11 protein-coding genes are annotated in these 11,710 nt (G+C 67.0%); 7 read left to right on the top strand and 4 right to left on the bottom strand.

Annotation, left to right across the window (positions count from 1 at the left end; genetic code table 11):
• Positions 1–20 precede the first annotated feature (20 nt).
• Both VLK31_RS01360 and VLK31_RS01355 read left to right on the top strand, forming a co-directional pair.
• Positions 21–1,304 carry a M20/M25/M40 family metallo-hydrolase gene (locus tag VLK31_RS01360; protein WP_409166571.1) on the top strand — a complete coding sequence of 428 codons (1,284 nt, stop codon included), beginning with the start codon at positions 21–23 and terminating at the stop codon, positions 1,302–1,304.
• Positions 1,305–1,319: 15 nt separating this feature from the next.
• The gene (locus VLK31_RS01355; protein WP_409166570.1) at positions 1,320–2,222 is read left to right on the top strand and encodes a LysR family transcriptional regulator; all 903 of its coding nucleotides are present in this window, start codon (positions 1,320–1,322) and stop codon (positions 2,220–2,222) included.
• Between the two features lie 97 nt (positions 2,223–2,319).
• Here the strand turns inward: VLK31_RS01355 and VLK31_RS01350 are convergent, their stop codons facing one another.
• Positions 2,320–3,531 carry a D-amino acid dehydrogenase gene (locus VLK31_RS01350; RefSeq protein WP_409166569.1) on the bottom strand — a complete coding sequence of 404 codons (1,212 nt, stop codon included), beginning with the start codon at positions 3,529–3,531 and terminating at the stop codon, positions 2,320–2,322.
• A gap of 188 nt (positions 3,532–3,719) precedes the next feature.
• Between VLK31_RS01350 and VLK31_RS01345 the strand changes: the two genes are divergently transcribed.
• From VLK31_RS01345 to VLK31_RS01325, 5 genes are all read left to right on the top strand, one after another.
• Positions 3,720–4,610, top strand: a complete 891-nt coding sequence (locus VLK31_RS01345) for a transporter substrate-binding domain-containing protein (protein WP_409166568.1) — start codon at positions 3,720–3,722, stop codon at positions 4,608–4,610.
• 21 nt (positions 4,611–4,631) lie between these two features.
• On the top strand, positions 4,632–5,372 hold the full coding sequence (locus VLK31_RS01340) for an aspartate/glutamate racemase family protein (protein WP_409167345.1): 741 nt from the start codon (positions 4,632–4,634) through the stop codon (positions 5,370–5,372).
• A 133-nt stretch (positions 5,373–5,505) separates the two neighbouring features.
• A complete protein-coding gene (locus VLK31_RS01335) occupies positions 5,506–6,402 on the top strand; it encodes a dienelactone hydrolase family protein (RefSeq protein WP_409166567.1) in 897 nt (298 codons plus the stop codon).
• 122 nt (positions 6,403–6,524) lie between these two features.
• Positions 6,525–7,445 (top strand): ZIP family metal transporter, encoded by a 921-nt coding sequence (locus VLK31_RS01330; RefSeq protein WP_409166566.1) that lies wholly within the window; start codon positions 6,525–6,527, stop codon positions 7,443–7,445.
• A 151-nt stretch (positions 7,446–7,596) separates the two neighbouring features.
• Positions 7,597–7,827, top strand: coding sequence for a hypothetical protein (locus VLK31_RS01325; protein ID WP_409166565.1), 231 nt, complete (start codon positions 7,597–7,599; stop codon positions 7,825–7,827).
• A gap of 18 nt (positions 7,828–7,845) precedes the next feature.
• Here the strand turns inward: VLK31_RS01325 and VLK31_RS01320 are convergent, their stop codons facing one another.
• The 3 genes from VLK31_RS01320 to VLK31_RS01310 form a co-directional block, all read right to left on the bottom strand.
• The gene (locus VLK31_RS01320) at positions 7,846–9,303 is read right to left on the bottom strand and encodes an N-acyl-D-amino-acid deacylase family protein (protein ID WP_409166564.1); all 1,458 of its coding nucleotides are present in this window, start codon (positions 9,301–9,303) and stop codon (positions 7,846–7,848) included.
• 367 nt (positions 9,304–9,670) lie between these two features.
• Positions 9,671–10,672: an ABC transporter ATP-binding protein gene (locus VLK31_RS01315; protein WP_409166563.1), complete on the bottom strand. Its 1,002-nt coding sequence runs from the start codon at positions 10,670–10,672 to the stop codon at positions 9,671–9,673.
• On the bottom strand, positions 10,669–11,709 hold the full coding sequence (locus tag VLK31_RS01310; RefSeq protein ID WP_409166562.1) for an ABC transporter ATP-binding protein: 1,041 nt from the start codon (positions 11,707–11,709) through the stop codon (positions 10,669–10,671). Before VLK31_RS01310 ends, VLK31_RS01315 begins: the two co-directional genes overlap by 4 nt.
• Position 11,710: the final 1 nt, after the last annotated feature.

Below are 11,710 nucleotides of genomic sequence, written 5' to 3'. Positions count from 1 at the left end.
ACGAAACAAGAACCGTACCCATGAAAATCCAGCCTCGCCAATTTTTGCTCGCCGCCGTTTGCGCCGCCTTCCTGGGCACCGCCTTCGCCGCGCCCGACGCCCGCATCGCCTCGCTCGCGGCCAAAGAAAAACCCGCGCTGCTCGATACGCTCAAGGAGCTGGTCTCCATCGAATCGGGCAGCCGCGACCTGGAAGGCCTGGAGAAAATCTCCGACCTCATCGCCGCGAAGTTCAAGGCGCTGGGCGGCGAGGTCGAGCTGATCGACCCGAGCGCCGAGGCCTACCGCATGGAAGACACGCCCGAGAAAATCGGCCGCGTGGTGCGCGCCACCTTCAAGGGCACGGGCACGAAGAAAATCCTGCTCATCGCGCACATGGACACGGTCTACACGGTGGGCATGCTCAACAAGCAGCCGTTCCGCGTCGAAGGCGACAAGGCCTACGGCCTGGGCATCGCCGACGACAAGCAGGGCATTGCGGTCATCACGCACATCGTGTCGATGCTGCAGGCGATGAAGTTCAAGGACTACGGCACGCTCACCGTGCTGATCAATGGCGACGAAGAAATCAGCTCGCCCGGCGCACGCGCGCTCATCACGCGCATGGGCACCGAGCACGACGCCGTCATGTCCTTCGAGGGCGCCTACGTGAAGGACGACAAGCTCTCGCTGGCCACGGCCGGCATTGCGTCGGTCACGCTGCATGTGGCGGGCAAGGCCTCGCACGCGGGCTCCGCGCCCGAGCTGGGCGTGAACGCGCTGTACGAGCTGTCGCACCAGATCCTGCAGATGCGCGACCTGTCCGACCCGGCCACGGGCCTGAAGATGAACTGGACCATTTCCAAGTCGGGCACCAACCGCAACGTGATTCCGGCCAGCGCCACGGCCGGTGCCGACGTGCGCGTGCTGAAGGTGAGCGACTACGACCGCATCGAGCAGCAGGTGAACGAGCGCGTGAAGAAGCAGCTCATTCCCGAGGCCAAGGTCGAGCTGAAGTTCGAGCGCCGCCGTCCGCCGCTGGAAGCCACCGACGCCTCGCGCGCGCTGGCCCGCCATGCGCAGCAGATCTACAAGGACGAACTGGGCCTGCCGCTGGGCGCCGACGACAAGGCCGCCGGTGGCGGCACCGACGCGGCCTTTGCGGCGCTGAAGACCAAGGCGCCCGTCATTGAACGCTTCGGCCTGCAGGGCTTTGGCGCGCACTCGGCCGATGCCGAATACGTGCTGGTCGATTCCATCGAGCCGCGCCTGTATTTGGGCACGCGTCTCATCATGGACATCGCGCGCGGCAAGACCGGCAACTGACCGTTCGACGGCCCCATGCGCCTGCGCCACATCGAGGTCTTCAACGCGATCATGCTCACGGGCAGCGTGAGCGCGGCGGCGCGGCTCATCAACATCACGCAGCCGGCGGTGAGCCGCACGCTGCAGCATGCCGAGCTGCAGCTGGGCTTTCCGCTGTTCCAGCGCGCCAAGGGCCGGCTCACGCCGACCACCGAGGCGCTGGCGCTGTACCCGCACATCGAGCGGCTGTTCGCCCAGCTCGACGAGGTGCAGCGGCTCGCGGCCAACCTGCGCACCGCGGGCGACACCGGCGAGCTGCGCATCCTCAGCGTGCTGGCGCTGAGCTACGACATCCTGCCGCGCGCGCTGAAGGCCTTTCGCGAGAAGCACCCGGGCTACAAGATCACGGTGGAGTCATTGCATTCGCCGCAGATCATGTCGGCGCTGCTGGTGCAGGAGGCCGACGTGGGCTTTGCCTTCAGCCCCGCGGTGCACCCGTCGCTCACGCAGGAGACGCTGGCCGACAGCCGCATGGTGTGCATCGCGCCCAAGGGCATGCTGCCGCGCGCGCTGGTGCGCAACGGCTCGGTCGCGCTGCACGACCTGGTCAACCGGCCGGTGATCGGCCTGGACAGCCGCGACCCGGTGGGCACCAGCCTGAGCCAGGCCTGCCGCCAGGCCGGCGTGGGCTTTCAGCAAGCGGTGGTGACGGTGCAGACCTACCACGCCGCGCTGGCCATGGCGCACCACGGCATCGGCGTGGCGCTGGTCGACGGCTGCACGGCGCGCTCGGCCGACCGCGAGAAGGTCGACGTGCTCATGCTGGAGCCGCACATTCCGGTGCCGATTCGCGCATTGCGCTTCGCCGCCAAGCCCGATTCGGTGGCGGTGCGTGGCATCACGCGGTGCATGCAGCAGGCATTGCAAGACGCGGTCTAGCGTCGCGTCGATATTGCTCCCTCTCCCTCTGGGAGAGGGTTGGGGTGAGGGCATCGGCCTTCAACGAAAAACCGCCGCATCGACAGGTCAGAACCGCTCAAGCCTTCAGCGCCTGCCCGACCCGAAGCGCCGACCCGAACGCCAGCGTGAACCCCAACGCGCCGTGCCCGGTGTTGAACAGCATGTTCGACGGCGCACTCTCCAGCCGCCCGATGATCGGCAAGCCCTTGGGCGTGGCGGGCCGCATGCCGGTCCACGGGTGCACCTCTTCCAGCCGGCTTGAGTGCGGAAACACGGCACGTGTCGCGGCCGCGAGCGTTTCGATGCGCGCGGCCGGAATGCTCGCGTCGTGCCCCACCAGTTCCGCCATGCCCGCCACCCGCAGGCGCGAGCCGATGCGCGCGAACACCACCTTGCGCGCGCTGTCCGTCACGTTCACATGCGGCGCGGCGCCTGGTGCCGGGTCGACCTCCACCGTGATGCTGTAGCCCTTGAGGGGGTACACCGGCAGATAGGCGCCCAACTCGCGGCCCAGCCTGTGCGAGGCCGTACCCAGCGCCATCACGAAGGCGTCGGCCTGCACTTCGCCTTTGCTGGTGCGCACGGCCGCAATGCGGTTCTCGCTGCGCGCAAAGCCGTGCACGTCGGTGCCGAGCATGAAGCGCACGCCGCGCGCCCCCAGCGCCCGCGTCAGCTCCGCGCACACCTTCAGGCAATCGGCCGCGCACTCGCTCGGCGTGTACACGGCGCCGGCCATCTGGCCTCGGTAGCTCTGCAGCGCGGGCTCGATGGCGATGCATTCGTCGGGCGTTACCAGTCGCTGCTCGCTGCCCATGGCGCGCTGCAGATCGAGCTGCGCGCGTGCGCCTGCCAGCGACGCCGCGCTGGCATACAGCACCAGCTTGCCGGTGGCGGAGAAGTCGCAGTCGGGCGAGATGTCGGCGCGCATCGCTTCGAATTGGGTGCGGCTCGACGCGGCCAGCACCAGCAGCTTTTCGGTGGTGTCGCGCGAGGTGCGGGCGTTGCAGGCCGCTAGAAACTCCATGCCCCAGCGCCACTGCAGCGGGTCGAGCTGCGGGCGCAGCTTGAGTGGCGAGGTGGGCGAGAGCAGCAGCTTGGGCAGCTGCTTCCAGATCGACGGGTCGGCCAGCGGCTGAACGTACGAGTAGCTCAGCTGCGCACCGTTGCCGCCGCTGGCGCCCGCGCCGGCGGTGGCGCGGTCGATCACCGTGACCTGATGGCCCTGGCGTTGGAGCTGCCAGGCGGTGGCCAGGCCCACGACGCCGGCACCGAGCACACACACATGCATGGGGCAACTTTCCGAAGGTTGAGAAGAAGACAGCCGTGACTGTAGGTTCAGGCGCCGGCCCGCGGAAATGCCAAAAGAAACCCAGCCCATAACTTTTGGGTATGGGCTGGCTTTCTATTGGAATTGTCGGTTTGTGTCACTCCTTCTTACACTGGCGCTCTGTTCAATCCAACCGAATGAAGGCTCGAATGAAACTCTCCGTTTTGATGGCGTCCCTGGCGGCCGCGGTGCTGTTCACCGCTCCGGCGGCCCAGGCGGCCGACACGCTGGCCAAGATCGCCGAGTCCGGCAAGATCACGCTCGCCTACCGCGAGTCGTCGGTGCCCTTCAGCTACCTGGACGGCCCCAACAAGCCGATCGGGTTCTCGGTGGAGCTGTCGAACGCCGTCGTCGAGGCGGTGAAGAAGAAGCTGAACAAGCCCAACCTGCAGGTCGGGCTGATGGCCGTCACCTCGCAGAACCGCATTCCGCTGATCACCAACGGCACCATCGACCTGGAGTGCGGCTCGACCACCAACAACTCCGCGCGCGGCAAGGACGTGGCCTTTGCCATCAACCACTTCTATACCGGCACGCGCCTGCTGGTGAAGAAGTCTTCGAAGATCAAGGACTACGCCGACCTGGCCAAGAAGACCGTGGCCAGCACCACCGGCACCACCAACGCGCTGGTCATGCGCAAGTACAACACCGAGAAGAACCTGGGCATGGACATCGTGCTCGGCAAGGACCACGCCGACTCGTTCCTGCTGGTGGAAAGCGACCGCGCCGTGGCCTTTGCCATGGACGACATCCTGCTGTTCGGCCTGATCGCCAACTCCAAGGCACCGGCCGACTACGAGGTGGTGGGCGAGTCGCTGCAGGTCGAACCCTACGCCTGCATGCTGCCCAAGGACGACCCGGCCTTCAAGAAACTGGTGGACGATACCTTCAGCGCCATGATGAAGAGCGGCGAGTTCGAAAAGCTCTACACCAAGTGGTTCATGCAGCCGATTCCGCCGAAGGGCGTGCCGCTGAACCTGCCGATGAGCGACCAGCTGAAAGAGAACCTGAAGGCTCTCAGCGACAAGCCAGCGACCTGATCAGGCACGAACGGAAAGGACATCGCAGTGACGCAAGTGGTCGGCATCTTGGGGGGCATGGGCCCCGCGGCGGGCGCCGACTTCGTTCGGCTTTTCGTGCAGGCCTGCGCGCAGCAGATGCGCGCACGCGGCGAGCCGGTGCGCGATCAGTCCTTTCCCGAGCATTGGCTCGCGCAAGTGCCGGTGCCCGACCGCACCGACGCGCTGGCGTCGGCCGAGCAGGGCGCGCACCAGCCGCTCGAACCGATGCTGCAGGCGCTGGGCCGGCTGGCCGCGCTGGGCAGCCGGGCCGTGGCCATCGCCTGCAACACGGCGCATGCCTGGCACGCCAACCTGCAAGAGCGCTTTCCTCAGGTCGAGCTGCTGCACATGGCGCGCGAAACGGCGCGCCAGCTGGCCGGGCAGGGCGTGCGCGACGTGGCGCTCATGGCCACCGAAGGCACCTACCGCGTGCGGCTGTACGAGCAGGCGCTGGCCGATGCCGGCCTGGGCTGCCACGTGCCCCTGGCCGAGGAGCGCCGCACCATCACGCGCGGCATCTTCGAGGGTGTGAAGGCCGGCAACATGCCGCTGGCCGCGCAATGCTTTTCCGACGTGGCGCTGCGGCTCGCCGAGCGCCACGGGCCGGTGACGATCATCATGGGCTGCACCGAGGTGCCGCTGGGCCTGCAGGGCTTGCCCGCCGTGGCGGGGCTGGACCTGATCGATCCGGCGCAGGTGCTGGCGGCCGCGCTGGCGCGCCGCGCGTACCGGGTGGATTGAGCGGTTCGCTCTGCTTGCGCTGACCCCACCGAATTTCGGGACATAGGGCCATTCGGCTGATGTGGCCTACATTGCGGCGTGCGTTTTTCAGCGCCATGCCCCTTGTTCGACGACTCACCTGGAGCCTTTTTTCATGTCCCTTGACGACCGCCGTTCCGACTTCGACTCCCTGCGCCCCGGCGACAGCACCGCGCAGGGCGCCACGCGCCGCACCGCGCTGAAGGCCGCCATTGGCGTGGGCTACGCGGCGGCCGTGCTGCCGGTGTCCGCGCAGACCGCCGTCGTCACCTCGGCCGAGGGCCTGAAGGCCGGCCCCATCAAGTACAACGTGAACGGCTTCGACGTGCCCGCCTACGCGGCCGCGCCCGCGGGCAAGAGCGGCCTGCCGGTGATTTTGGTGATTCAGGAAATCTTTGGCGTGCACGAGTACATCGCCGACACCTGCCGGCGCTTCGCCCAGCTCGGCTACCTGGCCATTGCGCCCGAAATGTATGCGCGCCAGGGCGACCCGCGCGGCTACACCGACATTCCGAAGCTGCAGGCCGACATCGTCACCAAAGTGCCCGACGCCCAGGCGATGGCCGACCTCGACGGCGCGCTGGCCTATGCCAAGGCCAACGGCGGCGACATCAGCAAGGCCGGCATCACCGGCTTCTGCTGGGGCGGGCGCATCGTGTGGTTGTATGCCGCCACCGGCAAGGTCAAGGCGGGCGTGGCCTGGTACGGCCGGCTGGTCGGCACCGCCAGCGAACTGACCCCTAAGCACCCGGTCGACGTGGCCGCCAGCCTGCAGGCGCCGGTGCTCGGTTTGTACGGCGGAAAAGACCAGGGCATCCCCCTTGACACGGTTGATAAGATGAAAGCTGCTCTGGCCAATGGGACTCCGGCGGCCAAGGCATCGAGCTTCGTGGTGTACCCCGAGGCAGGCCACGCGTTCCATGCCGACTACCGCCCCAGCTACATCAAGAGCGCGGCGGACGACGGCTGGCAACGCGCCACGGCCTGGTTCAAAGCCAATGGCGTCGCCTGAACCCGGCGCCCTGTAGCCACCACCCCGCCGAAGGCCGTCCATGACGGCCTTTTCTCTTTTCATGAACGGACAAAAACGGCCCTGATACGACCCTGGCGGCCGTCCCTCTTGCGCAAGCAGCTATGAATTTGATAGTCATCATCGCGGCGACCCTGGTCTCCGGCATCGGCAGCGTCTGGCTCGCGGCCCTCCTGTTGAAGGTGGGCGTGCGCAACGGCTCGGGCGGCGTGAACCCGCAGCACCTGCTGAGCCTGGCGGCCGGCGCGCTGCTGGCCACCGCCTTCATGCATCTGTTGCCGGAGGCCTTCGAAAGCCGCATCGAGCCCGCGATGCTGTTCGGGGTGCTGCTGTTCGGGCTGGTGTTCTTCTTTCTGCTGGACAAGGCCGAGCTGTGGCACCACGGGCATGAGCACCATGACCATGGACGTGAGCATGCGGGTCATGCCCATGCCGCCCACGCCCACGCCCATGCGCACGACCACGCCGCACCGCGCACCGGCGGCTGGGCCGTGCTCACCGGCGACAGCGTGCACTGCTTCGGCGACGGCATCCTCATTGCCTCTGCCTTCACCGCCGACATGCGCCTGGGCCTGGTGGCCGCGCTGGCGGTGCTGGCGCACGAAATTCCTCACCACATCGGCGACCTGGTGGTGCTGCGCCAGAGCTCGGCCAACCAGCGCGCCGCGCTGGTGAAGGTGTCGCTGGCCGGCACCATGACCGCGCTGGGTGGCATCGTGGGCTGGTGGCTGGTCGACCAGCTCCACACCTGGCTGCCGTACTTTCTGGTGCTGGCGGGCAGCAGCTTTGTGTACGTGGCGCTGGCCGACCTGATTCCGCAACTGCAGAAGCGCCTGCCGGCGCGCCAGACCGCCGCGCAGATCCTGTGGCTGGTCGCGGGCATCGTGCTGGTCACGGGCGTGAGCCGCCTGGCGCACGGCGAGCACGGGCACGACCATGGCCACGAGAGCGCCACGCACAGCGAACAAGCGCACGACCATGACGACCCCGGACACGGCGAACCCGGCCACGTGCACAAGGACTGATGCGCACCGAGGCTGCAAGCGGCTGCGGCGGGCGCAATCGGCGGTTGCGACGGGACACTTTCCGACACCGACGCTGCGCGCCGGATGAGCCGCAAGGGCTGAAACAGGCGCACCATAGAGACCTGTCAGCCATCAGCCGAGGAACCGATATATGAACAACATCGACGCCACCGCACGCGCCGCCGCATCGTCCGACGAGAACGAAAACAACGAGGACAACGAAGACAACACGCCCGCCGATGATTTCGAAGAACCCGAGAGCGAGGGCTCCGACGACCTGTCGGAGGAAACCGGCATCGACCTGACCGACGCCAGCGAACTCGATGCCGACAACGTGCCGGCCGACGAAGAGTTCGACCGCGTGGTGAACGCGCCCGACTGAGCCGCAGCGCTTGCTCGCTCAGCGCGCTTCGCGCCGCGTGATCACCTGCCCGTTGCGCGCACCGCTGTGCGCGCCATGGCGCCAGGTGACCGCGCCATTCACGATCACCGCATCGATGCCTTCCGCCGGCTGCGTCGGCGTGTCGTAGTTGGCAGTGTCGCGCACGGTCGCGGCATTGAAGATCACTACATCGGCGTGGTGCCCCGGCTTCAGCGTGCCGCGTTCGTGCAGGCCGAAGTTGCGCGCGGTCAGCCCTGTCATTTTCCAGACCGCAGTTTCCAGCGGGAACAGCCCCACGTCGCGGCTGTAGTGGCCCAGCACACGCGGAAAGGTGCCCCACAGGCGCGGGTGCGGCTTGTCGCCCAGCGGAATGCCGTCGGAGCCGATCATGGTTTCGTCGAACGCCAGAATGCGCTGCACGTCGTCCTCGTCCATCATGAAATAGATCGCACTGCCTGGCTGCAGCCGCTGCGCCGCCTCTTCGCCCGACACGCCCCATTCGGCCGCAATGTCCTTCAGGTCGCGCCCCGCGCATTCGGGGTGCGGCTCGCTGGACGCAATGAGCACACGGCCTTCCATCATTCCGCGGTCGGTGCGGATCATGGTGGAGCCGGCCGTGTAGGGGTAGCAGTCCAGGCCGATGCATTGGTGCTGCATCGCTTCCTTGATGAAGGGCAGCGTGATTTTGGTCTTGCCGAAGTTCTGCGTGTTCTGCACCTTGTGGTGCGACACCACCACCGGAATGTCGAGCGCCCGGCCGATCTGGAAGGTTTCTTCCAGCGACTCCATCACGCGGTCGCTTTCGTCGCGCATGTGCGTCACATACAGCGCCTTGCGCGCGCTGAGCGGGCGGCCGACTTCGATGATTTCCTCGGTCGTTGCCTTCACGGCCGGCGGATAGAACGTGCCGGTCGACATGCCGATGGCACCGGCCTGCATCGCTTCTTCGACCAGTGCCTGCATGGCGGCAATTTCGGTGTCGTTCGCGGGCCGGTCGAGGTCGGCCATGACGACGGCGCGCAGTGTCGAATGCCCCACCATCGCCGCCACGTTCACTGACGAGGGTGTGGCGCGCAGGGCGTCGAGGTAGGCGGCAAAGGTGGTGAAGCGGCCTTCGGCGGGGGAGTCGAGCAGGCTGAGTGGCATGGGCAGGTCCATGTCGATGCGCAGCGGCGCGGCGCTGATGCCACAGTTTCCTGCTACGACTGTCGTCACGCCCTGGGACACTTTGAACGGCATCTGGGCCTGTGACAGCACGGCCTGGTCGTCGTGGGTGTGCGAGTCGATGAATCCTGGCGCGACGATGCGACCTGTGGCGTCGATGGTCTGTTTGGCGGTGTGGCCAGTGAGTTTGCCGATGGCAGCAATGCGGCCGTCAACAATGCCTATGTCGGCGTCGAAGCGAGGTGCCTTGGTGCCGTCGATGACTGTGCCGCCGTGGATCAGCAGGTCGTAGTGGGGGACTGGGTCGTTCATTTCGGTCCTTTCAATTCTTTAGGCGATGTTGTTTGTCTGCTGTCGTTCTCGGCGCCGTTGTTTTTGGTGCTGCTGTTCAGGGCGTGTGCACAGGCCGCCGGGTACTCCCCTCCGCGAATGTCCCCCGGGGCTTCGCCCCTCCTCCTTTATTTCGCTGCGGGGAGTACCCGACGCCCTGTGCACCTGGGCACGCTCTGAGTGATCGCACGATTAACCACTGCTCTGAAAACGCTCACGTCGATGGGGTGCCTTGCGCAGCGAAATAAAGGAGGAGGCCGCAGGCCGGGGGACATTCGCGGAGCAAGGCACCCCGTCGGCGTGAGCGTCGCCCTGAACAGCAGCGCACCCTGACAAGCAGAACGTCATCTCAGCGAAAGTGACAAGCAACCCAATGCCCGCCACTGGAAGAAGACTCACGTTCGCTCAACTCTGGCACTTGTTCCTTGCAGACAGCCTGTGCCATCGGGCAGCGGGTGTGAAAGCGGCAACCGGAAGGCGGGTTGCTGGGGCTCGGTGGGTCGCCCTGCAGCAGCATGCGGCGCGCCGGCGTGCGTGGGTTGGGCACGGGCACGGCCGACAACAGGATCTCCGTGTACGGATGCCGGGGCGTGGAGAACAGGGTGTCGCGGTCTGCAATTTCCACGATGTGCCCCAGGTACATCACCGCCACCCGGTGACTGATGTGACGCACCACCGCCAGGTCGTGCGCCACGAAAAGATAGGCAATGCCCAGCTCGGCCTGCAAGTCCATCAGCAGGTTGACCACCTGCGCCTGCACCGACACGTCCAACGCCGACACCGGCTCGTCACACACGATGAGCTTGGGGTTCAACGCCAGCGCGCGCGCAATGCCCAAGCGCTGGCGCTGCCCGCCGGAAAACTCGTGTGGAAACTTCTTCGCCGCCTCGGGCCGCAGGCCCACGCGCGAGAACAACCACTGCACGCGCTCGCGCCGCTCCGCCGCCGCACCCGCGCCGAACTTGCCGAAGTTGCGCATGGGCTCGGCCACGATGTCACCCGCCGTCAAACGCGGGTTCAGCGAGGCGTACGGGTCCTGAAAAATGATCTGGAGGTCGCGCCGGCGCAGGCGCATTTCTTCGGCCGAGAGCGACAGCAGCTCCTCGCCTTCGAGCTGCACCGAGCCCGAGGTCGGCTCCACCAGCCGCATCACCGATTTGGCCGTGGTCGTCTTGCCGCAACCCGACTCGCCGACGAGCGACAGCGTTTCGCCGCGCGCCACCGAGAACGACACGCCATCGACCGCCTGTATCGCCGGCTTCTGCTTGGCCATCCAGCGCTTGGGCGAGATGTAGTGCTTGCGCAGGTTGCGCACCTGCAGCAGAGGCGTTGCAACGGTCGTGGTCGTCATGCAGCGATCTCCTCGGCGCCGGCAGGCTGTTCCCAGTGTTCTTCGACGGCAAAGCAGGCCACCACATGGTCGCCGCCTTGCGTGGTGAGGCGCGGCGTCTCGGCGCGGCAGCGTTCGCGTGCATGGCTGCAGCGCGCGGCAAAGGCGCAGCCGCGGCCCAGCTCGTGCGCGGCCGGCACCAGGCCGGGTATTTCGGTGAGCCGCGTGCTTGCGGTGTTCATCGCGGGCATCGAGGCCATCAGCGCGCGGGTGTAGGGGTGCAGCGGGCGGTCGAACAGGTCGATCACGTCGGCCTCTTCCACCTTCTTGCCGGCATACATCACGACCACGCGGTCGCAGCTTTCGGCCACCACGCCCAGGTCGTGCGTGATCATCACCACGCCCATGCCCAGCTCCTTCTGCAGCCGTTTGATGAGGTCGAGAATCTGCGCCTGAATGGTCACGTCCAGCGCAGTAGTGGGCTCGTCGGCGATCAGCACCTCGGGGTTGCAGGCCAGGGCCAGCGCAATCATCACGCGCTGGCGCATGCCGCCGGAGAGCTGGTGCGGGTATTCGTTCACGCGGCGCTCGGGCTCGGGGATCTGCACCACGCGCAGCATTTCGACCGCGCGCTTCATCGCGTCGGCGCGGCTGGCCTTCTGGTGCAGCTGCACGGTCTCGGCAATCTGCCGGCCCACGGTGAGCACCGGGTTCAGCGAGGTCATGGGCTCCTGAAAGATCATGGAGATGCGGTTGCCGCGCACCTGGCGCATCTCGCGCTCGCTGAGCTGCATCAGGTCGGTGCCGCGCAGCCGCACGGCGCCCATGTGGCGGCCCGGCGGCGTGGGCACCAGCCGCAGGATGGACAGCGCGGTCACGCTCTTGCCGCAGCCCGACTCGCCGACCACGCCCAGCGTGCGGCCCGCGCGCACGGTGTACGACACGCCGTCGACGGAGCGCACCACGCCGGCCAGCGTGTGGAAGTGGGTGCGCAGGTTGTCGACTTCGAGCAAGGGCTCGCCGGGGGCGAGGGTGGTGTGGGGCAGGGTGTTGGTCATG

Origin of the sequence: Variovorax sp. H27-G14, from assembly GCF_046156345.1 — a bacterium.
GTDB lineage: Bacteria > Pseudomonadota > Gammaproteobacteria > Burkholderiales > Burkholderiaceae_C > Variovorax.
Note: the sequence above shows the minus strand (reverse complement) of the source record. Positions and strands in the feature narration are given on the sequence as shown.

What these genes read in the sequence shown, in the direction of transcription:
- VLK31_RS01360 (WP_409166571.1), top strand. Translation starts at nt 21, where the DNA reads ATGAAAATCCAGCCTCGCCAATTTTTGCTCGCCGCCGTTTGCGCCGCC.
- VLK31_RS01355 (WP_409166570.1), top strand. Translation starts at nt 1,320, where the DNA reads ATGCGCCTGCGCCACATCGAGGTCTTCAACGCGATCATGCTCACGGGC.
- VLK31_RS01350 (WP_409166569.1), bottom strand. Translation starts at nt 3,531, where the DNA reads ATGCATGTGTGTGTGCTCGGTGCCGGCGTCGTGGGCCTGGCCACCGCC.
- VLK31_RS01345 (WP_409166568.1), top strand. Translation starts at nt 3,720, where the DNA reads ATGAAACTCTCCGTTTTGATGGCGTCCCTGGCGGCCGCGGTGCTGTTC.
- VLK31_RS01335 (WP_409166567.1), top strand. Translation starts at nt 5,506, where the DNA reads ATGTCCCTTGACGACCGCCGTTCCGACTTCGACTCCCTGCGCCCCGGC.
- VLK31_RS01330 (WP_409166566.1), top strand. Translation starts at nt 6,525, where the DNA reads ATGAATTTGATAGTCATCATCGCGGCGACCCTGGTCTCCGGCATCGGC.
- VLK31_RS01325 (WP_409166565.1), top strand. Translation starts at nt 7,597, where the DNA reads ATGAACAACATCGACGCCACCGCACGCGCCGCCGCATCGTCCGACGAG.
- VLK31_RS01320 (WP_409166564.1), bottom strand. Translation starts at nt 9,303, where the DNA reads ATGAACGACCCAGTCCCCCACTACGACCTGCTGATCCACGGCGGCACA.
- VLK31_RS01315 (WP_409166563.1), bottom strand. Translation starts at nt 10,672, where the DNA reads ATGACGACCACGACCGTTGCAACGCCTCTGCTGCAGGTGCGCAACCTG.
- VLK31_RS01310 (WP_409166562.1), bottom strand. Translation starts at nt 11,709, where the DNA reads ATGACCAACACCCTGCCCCACACCACCCTCGCCCCCGGCGAGCCCTTG.